Here is a 21,282-nt window from a genome sequence, read left to right on the forward strand (position 1 = left end):
TTCGCTCATAATCACCTTATTTGATGGCGACTCTACTGGTAAAAAACGGCCGCGTTATTACTGCTGACTCCGACGGTGTGTGTGACATTCTGGTGGAGGGCGAAACCATTGCCGCCATCGGCAAAAACCTGCCCATGCAGGCCGATGAAACCATTGATGCTACCGGCAAGCTGGTAATGCCCGGCGGCATTGACCCGCATGTACACCTGGATATGCCATTCATGGGCACCTTCAGCTCCGATACGCACGAAACCGGCACCCGCGCCGCCCTACACGGCGGCACCACCACGGTTATCGATTTCGTGTTGCAGAAGCAGGGCCACAGCCTGCGGGAGGCACTGACGGAATGGCAAGGCCGCGCCACCGGCACCGCCGTGGGTGACTATAGCTTCCACATGGCCGTCACAGATTTCAACCCCAGCACCAAGGAGGAAATCAAGGATATGGTGGCCGAAGGCATCACTTCCTTCAAGACCTTCATGGCCTACAAGGGCGCGCTCATGATTGACGACGCGCAGATGGTGGGCCTGATGCAGGAGGTGAAGAAGCACGGCGGCCTGGTGACGGCCCACGCCACCAACGGCGACCTGATTGACACGCTCATTGCCCAGCACCGCGCCGCGGGCCAGCTCACGCCCCGCTACCACTACCTCTCCCAGCCCGAAGTAACCGAAGCCGAAGCCTCGGGCCGCTTCTGTGACATTGCCAACTACACCGGCGTGAATGCCTACATCGTGCATCTCACCTGCGAAGGGGCACTCAACCAGGTTCGCCGCGCCACCGAGCGAAACCAACGCGTGTTCGTGGAAACCTGCATTCAGTATCTGCTGCTGGATGCCTCCGTGTACCAGGATGAGTTTGAGGGAGCCAAGTGGGTGATGTCGCCGCCGCTGCGGGAGAAAAAGGACCAGCAGACGCTCTGGGCCGGCATTAACCAGGGCCTGGTACAGGTGGTGGGCACCGACCACTGCCCCTTCATGTGGGAGCAGAAGCTGATGGGCAAGGATGACTTTTCCAGGATTCCGAACGGGCACCCGGCCATTGAGCACCGCATGGAGCTGCTGTTTTCGGAAGGCGTGATGAAGGGCCGCATCAGCCCCCAGAAGTTCGTGGAAGTGACCAGCACCAACGCCGCCAAAATCTTCGGCATGTTTCCCCGCAAAGGCACTATCAGCATCGGGGCCGACGCGGACCTGGTCCTCATCGACCCCAAAAAGAAGCACGTTATTTCGGCCGCCACCCACCACATGAACGTCGATTACTCAGCCTACGAAGGCCACGAGCTAACCGGCAAAATCACCACTGTGCTGCTGCGCGGCCAGGTAGCCGTAGACGCCGGCGAAACCAAGGTTGCTAGAGGCTACGGGCAATTTATCCGGCGTGGACCGGTGAAATTCTAGCCTTACCTCCCGCAATAATCTGACACCAGAACACTGCGAGCCACTGTGCTTTTCTACGCTGAAATACTTCGAGAAATACTATCAACAATCAACTCCAAACAACATGCCCAGAATAATCAAATCCGGCCTGATTCAGATGAGCCTGCCGCTGACGGAAGGGGAAGGCACAATTGAGGAAATCAAGGAAGCTATGGTGCAGAAGCACATTCCGCTGATTGAGGAAGCCGGCCGCCAGGGCGTGCAGATTCTCTGTCTGCAGGAAATCTTCAACACGCCCTACTTCTGCCCGGGCCAGGACAAGGCCTGGTACGCCTCCGCCGAACCAGTGCCCGGCCCCACCACGGAGCGGATGGCCGAGTACGCCAAAAAGTACAACATGGTGATGATTGTGCCGGTGTACGAGCGGGAATCGGCCGGTTTCCTGTACAACACCGCCGCCGTCATTGACGCCGACGGCACCTACCTGGGCAAATACCGCAAAAACCACATTCCGCACACTTCCGGCTTCTGGGAGAAATTCTTCTTCAAGCCCGGCAACCTGGGCTACCCGGTATTCCAAACCAAATACGCCAAAGTGGGCGTGTACATCTGCTACGACCGGCACTTCCCCGACGGGGCCCGCGTGCTAGGTCTGAACGGCGCGGAAATTGTGTATAACCCTTCGGCTACCGTGGCGGGCCTCTCGCAGTACCTCTGGAAGCTGGAGCAGCCGGCCCACGCGGCGGCCAATGGCTACTTCATGGGCTGCATCAACCGCGTAGGCGAGGAAAAACCCTGGAACCTGGGCCGCTTCTACGGCACCAGCTACTTCGTGGACCCGCGCGGCCAGATTCTGGCCCAGGCCTCGGAGGAAAACGACGAGTTGCTCATCACCGAATTCGACCTCGACATGATTGAGGAAGTACGCAATACCTGGCAGTTCTTCCGTGACCGGCGCCCCGAAACCTACGAGAAGCTGGTGGAGCTGTAAGATTGGTTTTTAGTTTTTGGTTGGTGGTTTTTGGCCCCTGGATAACATCATCCTGGCTGAGAATAACCGACCAAAAACCACCAACCGAAAACTAAAAACCAACCAATGGCCGAATACGCTACCCCTACTACCGAGCAGGAATTTGCCGGCAACTTCGCGCAGCTCAAGCCGCTGATGAGCAACTCGGAGGCCATGCTGGAAAGCTCCCGCTGCCTGTTCTGCTTCGATGCGCCCTGCATCAAGGCTTGCCCGTCGGGCATTGATATTCCGCTGTTCATCCGGCAGATCAACTCCGGCAATGCCACCGGCGCGGCCCGCACCATTTACGAGGCCAACTACTTCGGCAACGCCTGCGGCAAAGTATGCCCCACGGAGGTCCTGTGCGAGGGTTCCTGCGTGTACACGGCCACGGGGGCCAAACCGATTGAAATCGGGAGACTGCAGAGCCACGCCACGCGCAAGGTGATGGATCAGGGTAAGCACCTGTTTCAGCCGGGCGCGGCCACGGGCTTTCGGGTGGCGGTGATTGGGGCCGGACCGGCGGGTATTTCCTGCGCCTGCGAGCTGCGCAAGTTGGGCCACGAGGTGGAAGTATTTGAGGCCCGCAGTCGGCCCTCCGGCCTGACATTGTACGGCGTGGCGCCCTACAAAATCACCAACGAGGAAACCCTGGCCGAAATGGCCTATTTGGAGGCACAGCTCGGCTTTCGGGTGCATTACAACCACCCCATCAGTTCCCGCCCCGAACTGGAAAAGTTGGAAAGCGAGTACGCCGCCATATTCCTGGGCATCGGGTTGGGGCATACGTCGGCGCTGGGGTTGCCGGGCGAGGAGCGGGATAACTGCGTGGGCGCGGTGGAGTTCATTGAGCAGCTGCGCATCGGGCAGCAGCACACGGCCGTGGGCCGCCGGGTAATCGTGCTGGGCGGCGGCAACACCGCCATGGACGCCGCTTCGGAGTCGGCGCGGCTGGGCGCGGAGCGGGTGGTACTAGCCTACCGGCGCGGCAAGGAGGAAATGGGCGCGTATGCTTTTGAGTATGATTTGGCCAAAAGTGTAGGCGTACAGGGCCTGTTCAACGTGGCTCCGCTGGAAATTACAGGTAACGGCAAAGTGGAAGGCGTGAAGTTCGTGCGCACCGCCACGCGAAACGGCCAGGTCCACCCCGTCCCCGGCTCGGAGTTCGTGGAGCCCTGCGATATGGTGATAAAGGCCACCGGCCAGGCCAAGCAAACTAGATTCCTCAATTTTATTCCGGAGCTGCAGCTGGATAGCCGGGGCCGCATCGTGTTCAACCCAGCCACCTATCAGACCACCAACCCGCGCTACTTCGCCGCCGGTGACGCCGCTAATGGCGGGGCCGAAGTAGTAAACGCCGCCGCCGACGGGAAAGCCGCCGCCCACGGTATCCACGGGTTTTTGACCAAAAACTAGCTCCCCTCCTTATTTCAAGGAGGGGAACTAGCTTCTCCTAGCTACCAACTCCTAGCTCCTCCTTCCCATGCCTGACCTCTCCATCAATTTTGCGGGTATCAAGTCGCCCAATCCGTTCTGGCTGGCTTCGGCGCCGCCTACCAACTCGGGCTACCAGGTGATGAAGGCCTTTGATGCCGGCTGGGGCGGGGCCGTGTGGAAGACGCTGGGCGTGCCCGTGGTAAACGTATCGAGCCGCTACGGTAGCGTGAACTACCGGGATAAGCGCATGATGGGCTTCAACAACATCGAGCTGATTTCCGACAGGCCGCTGGCCGACAACCTGCGCGAGATTGAGGAGGTGAAAAAGCGGTTTCCGAACCACGCCGTCATTGCCTCCCTCATGGTGCAGAGCCGGCAGGAGTGGCACGACATCGTGCGCGACGTGACCAATGCCGGTTCCGATGGCATCGAGCTGAACTTCGGCTGCCCCCACGGCATGTGCGAGCGGGGCATGGGCTCAGCTGTGGGTCAGGAACCGGAGGTACTGCAAACCATTGTGGAGTGGGTGATGGAAGTGGCCCGCATTCCGGTTATCGTGAAGCTCACGCCCAATATCTCGGACATCACCGAGCCGGCCCTGGCGGCCCGGCGCGGGGGCGCCAACGCCATTTCGCTCATCAACACCATTCAGAGTATTGTGGGCGTTGATCTGGACCTGTTTGCGCCCTACCCCATTGTGGATGGCAAGGGCAGCAACGGCGGCTACTGCGGCCCGGCCGTGAAGCCCATTGCCCTGAACATGGTGAAAAACTGCGCCCAGCACCCCGATGTGCGCCTGCCCATTTCCGGCATCGGCGGCATCGAAACCTGGCGCGACGCGGTGGAGCACATCTTGCTCGGGGCTTCCTCAGTGCAGGTGTGCACGGCGGCCATGCACTACGGCTTCGGCATCATCCGGGAGATGACCAGCGGCCTGGAGCAGTACATGGCGGAGAAAGGCTTCCGCACGATTGACGATATGGTGGGCCGGGCCCTGCCCAACGTAAAGCACTGGGAAGACCTCAACCTCCAGTACAAAGTCACCGCCAGCATCAACCCCGAGAAGTGCATCGGCTGCCAGCTGTGCTACACCGCCTGCGAAGACGGAGCCCACCAGGCCATCCGGCTGCAACCCGGCACGCGCACCCCGGCAATCATCGACGAGAACTGCGTGGGCTGCAACCTGTGCTCCTTGGTGTGCCCCGTGGAACAGTGCATTACCATGGAGCGCCGCGACGATGGCACTCGGCACCAGACCTGGAAAGAGCGCACCGCCGCCGATGATATTCCCATCACCTTTAACGATGAGCGGGCCGGCGGCCGTCACCATTGGGTACCCGAGCCGGCAGCGGCGTTGGGCAAAGAGCGGGAGAAGACGCTGCCCGGCAAGGCACGGCTGTATAAGGAAGTGGCGGTAAAGCAGAAAATAACAGAGTAACGTCCCAAATCTCGATTACACTTTGAGAAAACGCCCCCGAATCCAGTTGGATTCGGGGGCGTTTAGTTTAGCTAAACTCTTAGCTTTTGAATTCTCCCACTATGATTTGGTCATAGTCATAACCGTTATCATTTGGAAAAAGGCCTTTCGTATCCGGATAAACAAGTTGTAAAAATTTATACTCCTGGCCTTTATAAAACTTGATGGTTGCCAGCGTATAGTCAAGTAGCATGTTGTTCGGAACTTCTATCAAGTAGACAGGGAACCTACCCGTTAAGTCTTCAATTCTCTTGTTCAATGGCAGTGAATCCACATTCTTGAACTGGTCTACATAGTTCTCTATAAGCTCATGCGACAAGTTTTGTGGTAATGCTGAAATGAAAAGCTCTGGTATTCCAAAGTTCTTGTAGATACCAGTAGAGTAGCAAAATGAGGGTTTATTGTTAGCAAATATGAAGGTGGAGTAATAGCCGTACTTCTTAAAAGCTTCCTCTGTCTTGGCGTGGTGCTGTTCTATTTGGTCGTTGGTCATGCTTCCTGATTAATCGTTTCATCTATTGTTGCTTCGGCTCTCATATTAGTGGTTCTGGAAGCTGTTAAACTCTAGCCAAACATAGTAAGGTTGTAGAACTAACGCCGGAGTGAAGCACGTACCTGCCCGCATGTCAGGAAATCCCAACCGTACTTTTCCCGTAGAAGTCAGGCCGTCCGGAAAAAACTGCGCAGCTTCGACAAAAATGACAATCTGTCACGAATAGAGGCCGTTTTTCGGGCTGGTACGCGTCTTGCAACTCCCTCGGCGTGCCTGTTTCGCGGGCACTGCATCTGACACTTCAACACCCTAACGATACTCCTTAAAATGGGAAAAATAATTGGTATTGACCTCGGCACCACCAACTCCTGCGTGGCCGTAATGGAAGGCAACGAGCCAGTGGTGATTCCGAACAGCGAAGGCCGCCGCACGACGCCGTCGATTGTCGCGTTCCTCGACAACGGTAAAGGTGAGCGCAAGGTAGGTGACCCGGCTAAGCGTCAGGCCATTACCAACCCGCATAACACCATCCAGTCGATCAAGCGTTTCATGGGCCGTAACTTCTCGGAGGTTTCCGAAGAAGCCAAAAACGTGTCTTACGCCCTTGGTAGCGGCTCCAACAACACGGTAGGCGTGAAAATCGGCGACCGGCAGTATACGCCCCAGGAAATTTCGGCTATGGTGCTTCAGAAGATGAAGCAGACCGCCGAAGACTACCTCGGCCAGCCCGTAACCGAAGCCGTTATTACGGTTCCCGCTTACTTCAACGACGCCCAGCGCCAGGCTACCAAAGAAGCCGGTGCCATTGCCGGCCTCGATGTGAAGCGCATCATCAACGAGCCTACCGCTGCGGCCCTGGCCTACGGCCTCGACAAGGACCACTCGAACCACAAAGTAGCCGTGTATGACCTCGGCGGTGGTACGTTCGATATTTCGATTCTGGAGCTGGACAACGGCGTATTTGAAGTACTGAGCACCAACGGTGACACCCACCTCGGCGGTGACGACTTCGACCAGGTAATCATCAACTTCCTGGCCGAAACCTTCGCCTCGGAAAACGAAGGCCTCGACCTGCGCAAGGATGCTATGGCCCTGCAGCGCCTGAAAGAGGCTGCTGAGAAAGCCAAAGTGGAACTGTCCTCGTCGACGGAAACCGAAATCAACCTGCCGTACGTGACGGCTACGGCTTCGGGCCCCAAGCACTTGGTGGTGAAGCTGAGCCGCGCTAAGTTCGAGCAGCTGGCCGACTCGCTGATCCGTCGTTCGATGGAGCCAGTGAAAAAAGCCCTGCAGGACGCTGGTCTGAGCACTTCCGACATCAACGACGTGATTCTGGTAGGTGGCTCGACCCGCATTCCACGCATTCAGGAAGAGGTAGAGAAGTTCTTCGGCAAGAAGCCTTCGAAAGGTGTTAACCCCGACGAAGTAGTAGCCGTGGGCGCTGCCATCCAGGGCGGTGTACTAACCGGTGAGGTGAAAGACGTGTTGCTGCTCGACGTGACCCCGCTGAGCCTCGGCATCGAGACGATGGGCGGCGTGATGACCAAGCTCATCGAAGCCAACACCACCATCCCGACCAAGAAATCGGAAACCTTCTCGACGGCTGCCGACAACCAGCCCAGCGTGGAAATTCTTGTTTACCAAGGTGAGCGTCCAATGGCCGCGCAGAATCGTCGCATTGGTAAGTTCAACCTCGATTCCATCCCGCCCGCACCCCGCGGCGTGCCGCAGATCGAAGTAATCTTCGACATTGATGCCAACGGTATCCTGCACGTAACGGCTAAGGACAAAGGCACCGGCAAGGAGCAGAAAATCCGCATCGAGGCTTCCTCGGGCCTATCGGATGCTGATATTGAGCGCATGCGCCAGGAGGCTGCTGCCAACGCCGAGGCCGATAAAGCCGAAGTGGAGCGCATCTCGAAGCTGAACGCCGCCGACTCGATGATCTTCCAGACCGAAAAGCAGCTGACCGAATACGGCGACAAGCTGAGCGGCGGCAACAAAACGGCTGTGGAAACTGCTCTGGCTGACCTCAAGAAAGCCCACGAGAGCAAAGACTTGGGTGCTATTGATACGGCTATGGCCGCCATCAACACCGCCTGGCAGGCTGCTTCGCAGGAAATGTACGCTCAGAGCGGCCCCGAGGGTCAGCCCGGCGCGGAAGGTGGCAACCCCTTCGGCGGTGCCGGCCAGCCCGGCGGCAACGGCCAGCAAGGTGCCGGCCACGACAACGTGACCGACGTGGACTACGAAGAAGTAGGCAAGTAAATCACAGATGTTGCAGATGACGCGGATAACGCAGATTCTGTGACGGATTACAAAGGCCCGGAGCAAGCTGCTCCGGGCCTTTCTGCGTGTTGTACCGTACTTTTCGGCTGTATGACTGACTTTCTGATAATCGGGGCGGGCATTGCTGGGCTGGCGGCAGCGCAGGCGGTCCGGCAGCTCGGCTACACGGTACAGGTGCTGGAAGCCGCCCCGGAGCTGCGCGAAATTGGGGCGGGCGTGGTGCTGGGGGCCAATGCCATGCGCGCCCTCGACACCTTGGGCCTGCACGATGCCGTGCATGCGCGCGGTTTTGTGGTGGAAAGCATTGGCCTGCTGGATGAGCACGGCCGCCCGCTGAACGTGGTGGACACCCGCCCCTTCACCCAGCGGCTGGGCTTCGACAACCTGGCCATTCATCGGGCGGAGTTGCAACAGGCGTTGCTGGCGGCCCTGCCCCCCAACACCGTGCAGCTGGGCAAGCGAATGGCGGGCTTCGAGCAGACACCTAAGCACGTAACCGTTCGTTTTGAAGACGGTACCGAAGCTACCGGCCGCGCCATCCTGGCCGCCGACGGAATCCGCTCCCAGGTGCGGTTGCAGCTCCTGCCGGGCAGCCAGCCCCGCTACGCCGGCTACACCTGCTGGCGGGGCATCATGAATGCTACTGGCCTGCCGCTGGTACCGGGCCGCACCACGGAAAGCTGGGGCCGCCACGGCCGCTTCGGGGTGGTGCCGCTGGCGAATGGGCGCGCCTACTGGTTTGCCTGCATCAACAGCGCCATTGCCCGCAACCCGGAGTTTCAGCACTACACGTTGGCTGATCTGCAACGGCATTTTGGCCACTTCCACGCCCCTGTGCCACAGGTGCTGGCCCACACCAGCCCGGAGCAGCTGCTGTGGGGTGATATTTTGGACTTACGACCTTTACCTCGCTTCCATTTCGGGCGCGTTTTGCTGCTGGGCGACGCGGCCCACGCCACCACGCCCAACATGGGCCAGGGCGCGGGCATGGCCGTGGAGGATGCCGCTATGCTCACCCGCTGCCTGCGGGAATTGCCGCACGACTGGCCCGCTGCCTTCGCCCGGTTCACCAAACTTCGCCGCCCCCGCACCACACGCATTGTGGAGCAGTCGTGGCAGCTAGGGAAAGCGGCCCAACTGACGAGCGCGCCGCTGGTGAGTCTGCGCAACTGGGTGATGCGCCACCTGCCACGGCGGCTTAATCAGCAGCAGATGGCGTTTCTCTACGAAGGCGAATAACGCAGCAGCCCCCGCTAAGTGCCGGGGGCTGCTGTGTTATTGAGGCTGTTTGCTGTACGGCACTACGTCGTCAGCTCCTTTTTCTCGCCGGGGTTGGCAGCTTCTTCGGCCTCCTCCTCATCTTCCTCCTCGAAGCCTTCCTGTATCTTCTCGGTGGCTTCGGCGTGGTCGTCGGCGTCGGCCTGCTCGCAGTTTTCCTCCTGTTCTTCTTTGTCGTGGGGCTCGTAGCTGAGCTTGATGTAGATGGGGAAGTGGTCTGACCCTACGTAGGGCAGGCGCTCCATATCATCCACCTTGAAATCGGCCGATACGAATACGTGGTCGAGGGGCCAGCGGAGCAGGTAGTGGTCGGCGTGGAAAGTGGGCAGCAGGCCCCGGCCCACGCGCGGATCCATAAGGCCGCTGATGCGCCGGAATAGCTCGGAGGTGTGCGACCAGGCCACATCGTTCATATCCCCGAACACAATGGTGGGTTCATCCTTTTTGTCGATGGTTTTGCCCACCAACAGCAACTCAGCGTCGCGCTTGGTGCTGGTTTTGGATTCGGCCGGCGCTGGCGGCTTGGGATGGAGGCCGTACACCTGCACCCAGGTGCGGCCGTCGGCCAGCTGCACACGGGCGTGCAGGCTGGGCACATCATCATCCAGCAGATACTTGATGTCGCAGCTTTCCAGCTTGAGGCGCGAGAAAAACAGCAGGCCGTAGGTATTATCCAGCGGCTCGTGACAAGTGTAGGGGTGCGTTTCCTCCAGGGGCTTGAGCTGCTGATGCCACCACTCGTCGGTTTCCACCGCCATGATGATGTCGGAATCGGCCTCCTGCAGCACTTGCAAAGCCTTTTTTCCCTGCTTGTTGTACTGCAGCACGTTCATCATCACCAGACTCAAATGGCGCTTGCCATCTTTGAGCGTACTGTCGCCCACCTGCTTTTTCACCAGCGGGGTGTAGGGTACAATCCGGAAGCCCTGGTACAGCACGGCCACTGCCAGGGCCAGCAGCAGCCCCACGCCGTAGTACCCCGGCAAGTCAGCCCAGCCCAAGGCCAGCCCGCCCAGAATCACGACCAGCAGCACGCCCACAATCTGGAGGCGGGGAAAGTCGAATACCCGAATCCACCACGCCGTCTGGCGCAGCAGGGGCAGCAAAGTGGCTATCAGGCCGGCCACGGCCAGCAGCAAGACAAGGCCGTGGAGCACAGTGAGCCAAAGCGGAAGAGAGTCGAAATCGGGCAAGGGGGAGGAGAACTGAGAGGGAGAGAGAAACAGGGCAGCAGCTACGTAAATGGGCCGTTAATCGTCACTGAGGCCACCTTTACGCAATTCTTCGATGGTGCGCATTACTTTGTCTTTAAGCGAAGTACGGTATTTTTCCAGCGCGTCCTGCAGGCGGGCGTTGCTGAGGGCCAGAATCTGAGTGGCCAATACGGCGGCGTTGGGGGCCCCATCCAGCGCCACGGTGGCCACGGGCACGCCAGCCGGCATCTGGAGCATGGAGAGGATGGAATCGAGGCCGTGGATGGAGGTGGCGGAGTTAATGGGCACCCCGATAACGGGCAGGGTGGTAAACGAGGCTACCATGCCGGGCAGGTGGGCTGCCCCGCCCCCACCGGCAATGAGCACGCGCAGGCCGCGCTTACGGGCCGTTTCGGCGTATTCCACCAGCCGGTGCGGCGTGCGGTGGGCCGATACCAGCGTCAGCTCATACGGTACGCCGAACTGCCGCAGCAGCTCGGCGGCGGCCGTCATCACTTTCAGATCGGACTGGGAGCCCATAATGATGCCCACCAGGGGCGTATCGGAGGAAACGGATTCGGAGTTGGGAGCGGGAAGCGCGGTGGTCATACGGAACTAAGGAGGGAGAAACCGGGCGAGGCCCGGCCGGGAATGGCTTCTACGCGCAACCACGTCCGTGGTTGGACCACTAAACATAGCATTTTCCCGGTTTTGCCGCTTCCTAAACGCTCGTACCTTTACCTGCGCCCTACTGCCTTAGCCGATGGAAATTCTGCTTGCCACCTTCACCACCCTGTTTTCTGTGGTTAACCCCTTCGGGGCCATGCCGGTATTCCTGACGCTGACGGAGGAGGACACTCCCGCTGAGCGCGCCAACATCGGCCTGAAGGCCTGCCTGTACATGGTGGGGGTACTCACGGTTTCGTTTTTCGCGGGGCAGTACGTGCTCAACTTCTTCGGCATCAATATTCACCACCTGCGCATTGCGGGCGGCATTCTGCTCATGCGCTCGGCCTTTGATTTGCTGACGCCGGGTGGCAACCGGGCCAAGGTATCGGAAGCCACGCTGGAGGAGAGCATGCACAAAAACGATATCAGCTTCACGCCGCTGGCCATGCCCATGCTCTCGGGGCCGGGCTCCATGGCCGTGTGCATCGGCTTGTTTACCAAGAAGCTGAGCGTGCCCGATATGGGCCTGATTGTGCTGGGCTTCTGCCTAGTAGCGCTGGCGGCCTATATCATCCTGATGTCGTCGTTGCGCCTGACGCGGTTTCTGGGGCGGCCCGGTATGGCGGCCCTGGCCCGCATCATGGGCTTCCTGACGCTGGCTATCGGGGTGAACTTCATGGCCACGGCCATTGTGGCGCTGTTCCCAGGGCTGAGCCGGTAGCGGAATATGACCCGCGTTATCCTTTGTCTTCTTACGGGTAGTGTATTAAGCTGTAACAGCCCAGCGCTGCCGTATCAGGAACAGCCAGCCCGCACCTATCCTGTGCATTTTCACATCGATAACACCAGCGAAACTCAGAAGGCTATTGACTTACTAGTAACGTGGGATACAGCAATAGTATCGCAGGATACTGTTAGCTACACTGGTATAGGTGACCTATTTGATACTCATTCGCTCATCACTAAATCTGGTTCACACCGACTTTTGATAAAGAGCAACGGTCAGCAGTTGATCTGCGACACTACGCTGACAATTGATTCGCTGACGCATGTCTTTATCAACTTCGACTATAAGACAGTCGATAGTACAGATCGAAATCGAATAAGGAAGATATATCCTCCGGAACTATATAATGAGGCATTGAAATCGATGAATCGGCCAAAACGTCTAGCCGTATTCACTATGCAAGGAGCTATAACAATTCCATAGCACAGTAATTAATCGTCAGTTCTACATTCCTGCGCAGTAGGCGTATCTTTGCGCTTCCTATGCTGAAGAACGACCTCCTCCTCCGGGCTGCCCGTGGCGAAGAAACTGAGCGCACCCCCGTGTGGCTCATGCGCCAGGCCGGCCGCATCCTGCCCGAATACCGCGCCCTGCGCGCCCGCCTCAGCGGCTTCAAAGAGCTGGTGGAAACCCCCGACCTGGCCGCCGAAGTCACCATCCAGCCCATTGACGCGCTGGACGTGGACGCGGCCATCATCTTCTCCGATATTCTGGTGGTGCCCGAAGCCATGGGCCTCACCTACGAGATGGTGGAAGCCCGCGGCCCGCTGTTCCCCGAAACCATCAAAACGGCCCAGGACGTGGACCGCATGCGCATCGCCGACCCCGAGGAACACCTCGGCTACGTACTGGAAGCCATCCGGGTAACCAAGCGTGCCCTCAACGGCCGGGTGCCCCTTATCGGGTTTGCCGGCGCGCCCTGGACGATTCTGGCCTACATGGTGGAGGGCCACGGCTCCAAAACCTTCAGCAAAGCCCGCCGCATGCTCTACGCCGAGCCCGCGCTGGCCCACGAGCTGCTGCGCAAAATCACGGCCACGACTATTGCTTACCTGAAGGCCCAGGTAGAAGCCGGAGCCAACATCATTCAGGTGTTTGATTCCTGGGCCGGGATTCTGCCGCCCGCCCACTACCAGGAGTTCAGCAGCCGCTACATTGCCGAAATCTGCCGGGCCATTCCGGAGGTACCCGTGACGGTATTCGCCAAGGGGGCCTTCTGGGCCGTGGAGGAATTCGCCCAGCTGCCCTGTCGCACCATCGGCCTCGACTGGAACCAGGATCCGCGCGCCGTGCGCCCCCTCGTCGGCGACAAAACCCTGCAAGGCAACCTCGATCCCTGCGCCCTCTACGGCACGCCCGAGCAGGTGCGCGCCGCCACCATTGCCATGCTCGACCGGTTCGGGCCGCACCGCCACATTGCCAACCTCGGCCACGGCGTGTACCCCGATACCAACCCCGACAACGTGAAGGTGTTCATCAACACCGTGAAGGAGTACAGTACGGAACTGCGCAAGTAGCCTGTCATTGCGAAGAGGAACGACATTCCGCGCATTAAGCGGCGTCAGTCCTTCCAGTATAAAGCGCAAGACCCTGAAATGCAGAAAGCCCCTGACGCCAGCACGGACGTCAGGGGCTTTCTGCTTACTCTAGGTTTGGCGCGCCGTGAAGGACGGACGCCGCTTAATGCGCGGAATGTCGTTCCTCCTCGCAATGCCGGGCTATAACGCCAGTCCCAGCCGCTCGGCTTCCTTCAGCAGCATAGTTTTCTCGATGGGCACTACGCCCACCTGCTCGCAGACCAGGCCGCCGCCCAGGTTGGCCAAAGCGGCCGTAGCCGGGGCCGACAGGCCCAGGGCCACGCATAAGGCGGCAATGCTGATAACCGTGTCGCCGGCCCCCGATACGTCGGAGATGGTGCGCAGGTGAGCCGGAATGTAGGTGCGGGTGAGTTGGCCGTTCTCCACGAATACGCCGCGCTCCGAGAGGGTAACCAGCACGATTTCGGGCGTCAACACCTCGCGCAGGCGGGCTACGGCGGCCTCGAAGTGCGGGCGGTCGGCCTCGGCGTCGCCGAATTCCAGCTTCAGGCCTTCGCGCAGTTCCTTGAGGTTGGGCTTGAACAGGGTGCAATGCTGGTAGGCCAGAAAATTCTTCTTTTTGGGGTCAACTACCGTGGGCACGCCCTGCGCCCGGGCCAGTTGGATGAAGTGCTGGATGCTGCTTTCCTGTAATACGCCCTTGTCGTAATCCTCAAAAATCACCACGTCGGCGCGGCTGAGCAGCTGCTCGAAACGGACCGTGAGCCGCTCGTTTTCCTCCGGGTTGAGGTTGGTTTCCACTTCCGAATCAATGCGCAGCAGCTGCTGGCCGTGGGCCAGGATGCGTTGTTTCACGGTGGTGGGCCGGTGGGCCGAGCGCACGATGCCCTCGGCCGATAAGCCGGTGGTGTGCAGCAGCTCCAGCAGCTGGTCGCCGCCTTGGTCCTCCCCTATCACGGCGCACAGCAGCGGGGTAGCACCCAGGGCCTGCACGTTCAGGGCCACGTTGGCGGCCCCGCCCAGGCGGTTTTCGGTGCGGCTTACGTTCACCACCGGCACCGGTGCCTCGGGCGAGAGGCGGGCGGCTTTGCCCCACACGTAGGCGTCCATCATCACGTCGCCCACGATGAGCACGGTGAGGCGGTTGAAGGCGGCAAATAACTCGGGCAGTGAGGCAGGATTGGCAACGGGCATTACGGCGTGTTCAAAGTAAGAGGCCGCAAAGGTAACCCGCCGGAAGAAATGCAGCGCCAGCGGGTGGCGACCAGAACATAGTGATGTTCGGGACGAAACATAGTTATGTTTTGCCCCGAACATCACTATGTTCTGGTTCAGACATTGGGCAGGCACCGTTCCGCCACCGGAAGACGCGGGCGCTAGCGCAGCTTGGCCAAGCTGGTTTTGATGCGCAGGAAGGCTTCGCGTAGCTTTTCATCGGCGGCGGCGGTGCTGAACCGGATGCAGTTGGGTGCGCCGAACGCGCCGCCATCCACGGCCGCTACGTGGGCATCGTTGAGCATGAACATGGCCAAATCGGCGGCGCTGCTGATGGTTTCGCCGGTGGGCGTGGTTTTGCCGAAGTAGCCGGTTACGTCGGGGAAGATGTAGAAGGCACCGCTGGGCGTGGCCGTGCGGAAGCCGGGAATGTCCTGCACCAGCTCCAGCACCATATCCCGGCGGCGGCGGTAGGCTTCCACCATTACATCGGCCGAGCTGCGGCCACCCTGCAAAGCGGCCAGGGCCGCCCGCTGGGTAATGGAGCAGGTGGCGGAGGTAATCTGGCTCTGCAGCTTCTCGCAGGCGGCGGCAATTTCCTTGCGGGCCGCCAGGTAGCCGATGCGCCAGCCCGTCATGGCGTAGCCTTTCGAAAAGCCGTTGACGGTAATTACCTGGTCCTTCACGGCCGCAAACTGTGCCAGACTGGCGTGCTCGCCCACGAAGTTGATGTACTCATAAATCTCATCGGCAAGTACGTGCACGTGGGGGTTACGGGCCACTACCTCGGCAATGGCACCCAGCTCCTGGCGGCTGAATACCGAGCCGGTGGGGTTGCAGGGCGAGGAGTACATGACGAGGCGAGTGCGGGGCGTAATGGCCGCTTCCAGCTCTTGGGCTGTCACTTTGAAGTCGTTTTCCAGCGTGCCCATGAGCTGCACCGTGGTGCCGCCGGCCAGCTTCACCATCTCCTCGTAGCTCACCCAGTAGGGCGCAAACACAATCACCTCGTCGCCGGGATTCACCAGGGCCAGCACGGCGTTGGCCAACGCCTGCTTGGCCCCGGTGCTCACCACAATGTTCTCGGGCTTGTAGCTGAGCTGATTGTCGCGCTCAAACTTGTCGCAGATGGCCTGGCGCAGCTCGGGGTAGCCGGGTACGGGCGTGTAGAAGGTGTAGCCTTCGTCCAGGGCCTGCTTGGCGGCATCCTTGATGTACTGCGGCGTCTGAAAATCCGGCTCTCCAAAGCTCAGGCTGATAACGTCCACGCCCTCGGCGGCCAGCGCCCGGGCCTTCTTGGCCATAGCAATGGTCTGCGACTCCTGCATGGCATTGATGCGGTCAGAAAGAACGAGGGGCGTGAAAGTAGTAGCGTCAGCAGCCATAATAACGGGGGGATTGGGGAGTGAAACGGGTGGACGGTAAAGGTACGGAGGTTTCGTTGGGGTGTGAGGGTGTGGGGGTAAGCGGGCAAGAGTTATTGGTCATCCTGAGCATGTAGCGAATCAACTCCTACCCCCCAACCCTCACATCCTCCTACCCTATATCCTCCTCCCGGCCCAGTTGCCGGAAGCACTGCCACAGCACCCGCAGGTCCATGCTCGACTCATAGTCCTTGGCGTAGAGGAGCTCCAGGCGGCGGCGGGTGGCATCGGTGAGCGGGGTGGTGGCCTGCACGGCGTCGGCGGGCGAGAGGATGGCGCGGGCCTGACGGCTGGGACCGGTGGCGTGGCGCAGCCCCACCCAGGTACGCGAGCCGGTGAACACCCGCAGGCAGTTGCGCATAAAACCGGCCTTGTGGCGTTGCAGGCCCAATATCATCGGGCTCAGCATCAGCAACCAGAGGCTGGTCAGAATATCCAGTACCCGCTTGTTGCGCACCTGCTGAGGCCGGTACAGGTTCAGGGTGATATCGAGGGCGTAGTAGTCGCCGGGCGAGTCCTTACCGGAGCTGCCGATGATGTACTCGCTGTCCTGGGGCAGAATCTTGTAGGCCACGGGCGGATGATGCGGCAGACCTACCATCAGCCCGATAATCTGGCTGGCGGGCAGGTCGCGGCCGCAGAAGACCAGCTCGTTCAGCCCGTAAATCCGAATGATGTCCTCCAGCTGCCGCACCTCGCCCAGCAGGTCGTCGGGGGCCGGCCCGGCGGGGCGGAGGCCGGCCTGTGGCTCCACGTAGCCGATGACGCGGGCCGGCACGGCGGCCTGCTCCAGCAGCTGGCGCACGCGGCAGCTTTCCTGCCAGGAGCCCACAATACCCACGTTTTTCTGCTGCCGGCTGGCTAAGCTGAACGTGCGGTAGCGCAGGAAATTGGTGGCCATGCGGCGCAGCACCAGGGCCGCCGCCGCCCACACCCCGCCCAGCACAATCAGAGCCTTGGAGAAGCGCCAAGCATCCAGAAAGTTGCTAAAGGCCGAAATCAGCACCGTGCCCAGCGCTACGCCCCGCACGATGCGGCTGGTACGGGTGGGCTGGTCGTAGCCGCCGCTGAAGAAGGCCGCCAGCAGCCACACGGCAATGTACAACGGCACCGCCACCAGCATAAACTGCGGTGGGTAGGCCGTAGGCACGTATTTGTGGTTGTCTTCCCAGTATTCCTTCAGCAGGTACATGCCCGCGTACAGCAGGGCCGCATCCAGCAGCACAGGCGCGGCCTGCGCTACCAGCCGCTGGGCCACGGCCGCGCCGGCCCGCAGCCAGATGGCCCCGTTAATGAGCACGCTGAACGTGCCGGCCCGGCCCGGGGCGAAGTGCTTGCGGGCAAAAATCACCATGGCCCGGTAGAACACGAACACGTAGTTCACGCTCGTGCGCTTGGTGCTCTCGCCCTTGTAGTGGATGATACGGGTGCCGGCAAAATAGTAGTTCTGCCAGCCGCCCTGCGTGAGCCGGTACGAGAGGTCGATGTCCTCGCCGTACATGAAGTAATCCTCGTCCAGCAGCCCGACCTGATCCAGGGCCGTTTGGCGCATGAGCATGAACGCGCCGCTGATCACCTGAATTTCGTGGGTCTGCTCGGGGCTGAGGTAGCCCAAGTGGTAGCGCCCAAACCGCCGCGACTTCGGGAACAGACGGGCCAGCCCGAAAATCTTGTAGAACGCCACCCAGGGCGTGGGCAGACCGCGCTTACTCTCGGGCAGGAACCGGCCCTGGCCATCCAGCATCTTCACCCCCAGCCCACCGCAGCGCGGGTGGGCATCCATAAACTCGCAGCACAGCCGGAAGGTGTCCTCTTCCACCACCGTATCGGGGTTGAGCAGGAGCTGGTACTGGCCAGTGGCCTGGCGCAGGGCTTGGTTGTTGGCGCGGCTGAAGCCGGGGTTATCGTGGTTTTCGATTAGCAGGACTTCCGGAAACCGGGCCTTCACCATCGCCACCGAGCCGTCTACGGAGTTGTTATCCACCACGAACACCTCCACCGGCTGGCCCAGCTTCTCCACCGCCCGCCGCACCGACAGCAGCGCCTGCTCCAGAAAGTAGCAGACGTTGTAGTTGACAATAATGACGGAAAGCTTGCAGGCAGGCGGCACGGAGGAAGATCAGGAAGGGCCGCGAAAGTTACATAGCCCGGTTGTCATTGCGCGTCATAGGTCCGGCATTCTGTTCTTTTCAGCTTCTTATGCTGCAAAAAGCCCAGAGCCCTACGCGGCCGAACCGGCGTGGGAGACTCTGGGCTGATCAATGCGGGTTCTTTGCGCTTGGCTTTCTATAGAGTCCGTTAACGACTTTGCCGCTGCCGCTCCACAATGGAGCGGCCCAGCGTAATTTCATCGGCGTACTCCAGCTCGCCGCCCATCGGAATACCCCGGGCAATACTGCTGACGTTCAGATCCGGCAGGTCGCGTAGCTTGCGCGAGAGGTAGAAGGCCGTGGTGTCGCCTTCCATGGTGGGGCTGATGGCGAGAATAACTTCCCGGATTTCGGAGCCGTCCTTAGTTACCCGCTCCACCAGGGAGTCAATGGTCAGATCGGAAGGGCCGATGCCTTCGATGGGCGAAATAACGCCGCCAAGCACGTGGTACATGCCCTGGTACTGGGCCGTATTCTCGATGGCAATTACGTCGCGGATGTCCGATACCACGCACACCGTGCTCTGGTCGCGCAGGTGGTTGGCGCAGATGCCGCACTCCGGCGTGTCGGAAATATTGTGACAGGTATCACAATAGCGGATTTCGAAGCGCATTTTGGCCAGCGCCTCCGCCAGTGAGGCCGTGGTGTCCGCTTCGGCCTTCAGCAGGTGCAGGGCCAGCCGCAGGGCGGTTTTCTTGCCCACGCCCGGCAGCTTCGACAACTCGCCAACGGCATTTTCAATCAGTTTGGAAGGGAATTCCATGCAGGTCAGAAAGGGGTAAAAAGAACTGTCATCCCACGCTTGCCGGGGATACCAACGGGGTCCGGCTACTAACACCAGCTGCCCCCCGATAGGTCCTGCGCAAGCGTAGGATGACAGATTTTTTTCAGGTCAGTGACGCTATACCACGTCGGCCGAAATGCCCCGGTCGTGGATGGCGGTGCACATGCCGGCCAGTTCGTCGTATACGCCGTGCTTTACGGTGCATTGGCCCTTGTAATGGATCAGGAGCGTGCATTGCTCCGCCTGTTCGGGTTGGTGCCCGCACACGTCCATCAAGGTTTTTATTACGTGGTCGAACGTGTTGATGTCGTCGTTATACACCACCAGGTCGCGCACGTCGGTAGTTTCCTCCAGGAGCAGAACGTCCTCGTCGTACTCGATTTGCGGTTTGCTGTTCATGGGGCAAAAATACGGAAAAACAGGTAAAAAGGCGAAGCATTCCTTGCACTGTGGGCTTCTACAACTACCTGATTGCTTGAATTGTTGCCGCTTTTTCACCGGAGCGGCTACCGGCAGCGGCCCGGCACCGCAGCTTCCAGCCGCCAGTGGCACTTCCGCAGATACGTCGTATTTTTTGACCGTCTCTTTCGCTTTTCTTCCGTAGGCTTATCCCAGGCCGGCGGGCCAAAAACAGTCCTAGTGACTTTTTTTTCAGCCGGATTCTGCCGCCCGAATTCATTACTTTCCCTCATGCCCGTTCCGTCCGCCGATTTTAAGCGCGCCCTCAAGCGTCTCACCGATAAGGAGAAAGAAACGCTGCTGCTGCGAGCTGCCCGCCGCGACGCCGAGTTGTACGATACGCTCTGCTTTGAGCTGCTGCCCGATACAACCACGGAAACGGTGTTTGAGCACTCCTCCGACCAGATTCACGAGCTGTTTGCGGTGGGTGCCACCGGCCGCCTGCTCAACCGCAGCCTCACCAAAGCCCTCGGCAAAGCCATTAAGGAAGTAGCCCGAGCCCGGCGTATCACCAAAGACAAGCGCCTGGAAGTGGACCTGAATCTGTACACGTTACGCCACATCTTCGAGAACTATACCGGACAGTTTGAAAGCGTGTACGCCGGCTTTTACACCGGCACCGCCCGCCTGGCAGCCCGTACGGCACAGCTTGTGCTGCAGAACCTGCACGAGGACCTGTGGCTGGAGTACAAGTCCGAGCTGGATGATTTTCTACAGCAGCTCCACGCCCGCGCCAAAAGCCGCAGCCTAAAATTTGTATTACCCCAAGAGTTGGAATTACCCACATAGGCTTTTCGCGGAGAGTTGCCAATGAACGCAGCTAGATATTTTTGGCACTAAGGCACTATAATGCATGATTTATTCGCCAGCGTCTTTGCCTAGCCTGCCCAATTCGGTAGCTTTGACGTGAATGCCCCATTGGTATTCTGCTACGTATCCCCTTTTCTACTTCCTATGCGGAAACCCTCTACCCGTCTGGCTGCTGTTTTGGCAGCCACTGTTGCCCTTTCCAGCTGTGCAGGCAGCTACCACGCTATCCGGCCCGAACGGATCAGCAACTATCAGCCTACCGCCCAGAACGGAGCCCCAGTTGAGTTTGAGTACCACTACAGCGCCTTGCGCGTTAATGGTCCAAACAAGAAATACAGCAAGAAAGAACGTAAGCAGGGCTACCAGGTGGTAGCGGTGAAGGTCAAGAACAACACCAGCTCCGACCTGAACTTCTCGCGCGACCTGGAACTGACGTTCGGCGACCGGGCAATCATTCCGGTGCCCGGGGTGCAGGCCGCCAACGACATGAAGCAGGGCGTGGCTATCTATCTGCTCTATCTGCTGCTGAACTTCAATGTGGGCAGCTACGTCACCGTAAATGGCCAGATAGTGGAAGATAACCGCAAATTTATCCCTACCGGCCCGTTCATTGCCGGCGGCAACATGCTGGGAGCTGGCCTAGCCAACCAAAACATGCGCACCGAGTTTGCCCGCTACGACCTCACCAACAAGGTCATCCGCCCCGGCGAAACGGTATATGGCATTGTGCCCATCCGGGAAATGAACGTTGCGCCGCTTAAGCTTATGCTGCGTACCAGCGCCGCTGGCGTACCGGCCTCAGCTCCTGCTGCAGCCCCTGCTCCCGCTACCAACGGCGCGCAGTAAGCTCTACAGGCCCCAGACAACAAACAGCCCCACCGTAGAAACGGT

The 21,282-nt window shown here is 59.8% G+C and carries 18 protein-coding genes; 10 read left to right on the forward strand and 8 right to left on the reverse strand.

Features of this window, described 5'->3' with window-relative positions:
* Positions 1–23 precede the first annotated feature (23 nt).
* The 4 genes from hydA (at position 24) to preA (ending at position 5,263) form a co-directional block, all read left to right on the forward strand.
* Entirely contained in the window at positions 24–1,400 is a 1,377-nt protein-coding gene (gene hydA / locus EI293_RS15505) for a dihydropyrimidinase (RefSeq protein WP_125439429.1), read from the forward strand.
* Positions 1,401–1,503: 103 nt separating this feature from the next.
* Complete coding sequence (locus EI293_RS15510) at positions 1,504–2,370, forward strand: nitrilase-related carbon-nitrogen hydrolase (protein WP_246010667.1); 867 nt, start codon at positions 1,504–1,506, stop codon at positions 2,368–2,370.
* A gap of 105 nt (positions 2,371–2,475) precedes the next feature.
* Positions 2,476–3,804 carry an FAD-dependent oxidoreductase gene (locus EI293_RS15515; RefSeq protein ID WP_125439431.1) on the forward strand — a complete coding sequence of 443 codons (1,329 nt, stop codon included), beginning with the start codon at positions 2,476–2,478 and terminating at the stop codon, positions 3,802–3,804.
* A 67-nt stretch (positions 3,805–3,871) separates the two neighbouring features.
* Positions 3,872–5,263 carry an NAD-dependent dihydropyrimidine dehydrogenase subunit PreA gene (preA, locus tag EI293_RS15520; protein ID WP_125439433.1) on the forward strand — a complete coding sequence of 464 codons (1,392 nt, stop codon included), beginning with the start codon at positions 3,872–3,874 and terminating at the stop codon, positions 5,261–5,263.
* A gap of 79 nt (positions 5,264–5,342) precedes the next feature.
* On the opposite strand, the gene EI293_RS15525 is transcribed toward preA, so the two are convergent.
* Complete coding sequence (locus EI293_RS15525) at positions 5,343–5,795, reverse strand: DUF4262 domain-containing protein (protein ID WP_125439435.1); 453 nt, start codon at positions 5,793–5,795, stop codon at positions 5,343–5,345.
* Positions 5,796–6,122: 327 nt separating this feature from the next.
* Here EI293_RS15525 and dnaK point away from each other — a divergent pair, with 327 nt between their 5' ends.
* Together dnaK and EI293_RS15535 are read left to right on the forward strand one after the other, a co-directional pair.
* Positions 6,123–8,063, forward strand: a complete 1,941-nt coding sequence (dnaK, locus tag EI293_RS15530) for a molecular chaperone DnaK (protein WP_125439437.1) — start codon at positions 6,123–6,125, stop codon at positions 8,061–8,063.
* Between the two features lie 111 nt (positions 8,064–8,174).
* Positions 8,175–9,323, forward strand: a complete 1,149-nt coding sequence (locus EI293_RS15535; RefSeq protein WP_125439439.1) for an FAD-dependent monooxygenase — start codon at positions 8,175–8,177, stop codon at positions 9,321–9,323.
* A 62-nt stretch (positions 9,324–9,385) separates the two neighbouring features.
* Here the strand turns inward: EI293_RS15535 and EI293_RS15540 are convergent, their stop codons facing one another.
* Positions 9,386–10,519, reverse strand: a complete 1,134-nt coding sequence (locus EI293_RS15540; protein WP_125439441.1) for an endonuclease/exonuclease/phosphatase family protein — start codon at positions 10,517–10,519, stop codon at positions 9,386–9,388.
* Positions 10,520–10,612: 93 nt separating this feature from the next.
* Positions 10,613–11,164 carry a 5-(carboxyamino)imidazole ribonucleotide mutase gene (gene purE, locus EI293_RS15545; protein WP_125439443.1) on the reverse strand — a complete coding sequence of 184 codons (552 nt, stop codon included), beginning with the start codon at positions 11,162–11,164 and terminating at the stop codon, positions 10,613–10,615.
* A gap of 154 nt (positions 11,165–11,318) precedes the next feature.
* Here purE and EI293_RS15550 point away from each other — a divergent pair, with 154 nt between their 5' ends.
* The gene (locus EI293_RS15550; RefSeq protein ID WP_125439445.1) at positions 11,319–11,945 is read left to right on the forward strand and encodes a MarC family protein; all 627 of its coding nucleotides are present in this window, start codon (positions 11,319–11,321) and stop codon (positions 11,943–11,945) included.
* Between the two features lie 548 nt (positions 11,946–12,493).
* Positions 12,494–13,528 (forward strand): uroporphyrinogen decarboxylase, encoded by a 1,035-nt coding sequence (gene hemE, locus EI293_RS15555; protein ID WP_125439447.1) that lies wholly within the window; start codon positions 12,494–12,496, stop codon positions 13,526–13,528.
* 201 nt (positions 13,529–13,729) lie between these two features.
* Here hemE and EI293_RS15560 read toward each other — a convergent pair whose 3' ends face one another.
* From EI293_RS15560 to EI293_RS15580, 5 genes are all read right to left on the reverse strand, one after another.
* A complete protein-coding gene (locus tag EI293_RS15560) occupies positions 13,730–14,743 on the reverse strand; it encodes a bifunctional heptose 7-phosphate kinase/heptose 1-phosphate adenyltransferase (RefSeq protein WP_125439449.1) in 1,014 nt (337 codons plus the stop codon).
* Between the two features lie 182 nt (positions 14,744–14,925).
* A complete protein-coding gene (locus EI293_RS15565) occupies positions 14,926–16,149 on the reverse strand; it encodes a pyridoxal phosphate-dependent aminotransferase (RefSeq protein ID WP_125439451.1) in 1,224 nt (407 codons plus the stop codon).
* Positions 16,150–16,300: 151 nt separating this feature from the next.
* Entirely contained in the window at positions 16,301–18,298 is a 1,998-nt protein-coding gene (locus EI293_RS15570) for a glycosyltransferase family 2 protein (protein WP_125439453.1), read from the reverse strand.
* Positions 18,299–18,486: 188 nt separating this feature from the next.
* Entirely contained in the window at positions 18,487–19,101 is a 615-nt protein-coding gene (recR, locus tag EI293_RS15575) for a recombination mediator RecR (RefSeq protein WP_125439455.1), read from the reverse strand.
* Positions 19,102–19,239: 138 nt separating this feature from the next.
* Positions 19,240–19,521 carry an ATP-dependent Clp protease adaptor ClpS gene (locus EI293_RS15580; RefSeq protein WP_125439457.1) on the reverse strand — a complete coding sequence of 94 codons (282 nt, stop codon included), beginning with the start codon at positions 19,519–19,521 and terminating at the stop codon, positions 19,240–19,242.
* A 291-nt stretch (positions 19,522–19,812) separates the two neighbouring features.
* Here EI293_RS15580 and EI293_RS15585 point away from each other — a divergent pair, with 291 nt between their 5' ends.
* Together EI293_RS15585 and EI293_RS15590 are read left to right on the forward strand one after the other, a co-directional pair.
* A complete protein-coding gene (locus tag EI293_RS15585) occupies positions 19,813–20,370 on the forward strand; it encodes a hypothetical protein (protein ID WP_125439459.1) in 558 nt (185 codons plus the stop codon).
* Positions 20,371–20,535: 165 nt separating this feature from the next.
* Positions 20,536–21,237, forward strand: coding sequence for a hypothetical protein (locus EI293_RS15590; RefSeq protein WP_125439461.1), 702 nt, complete (start codon positions 20,536–20,538; stop codon positions 21,235–21,237).
* The last annotated feature ends 45 nt before the right edge of the window (positions 21,238–21,282 follow it).

Source organism: Hymenobacter perfusus (genome assembly GCF_003944765.1).
Classification (GTDB): domain Bacteria; phylum Bacteroidota; class Bacteroidia; order Cytophagales; family Hymenobacteraceae; genus Hymenobacter; species Hymenobacter perfusus.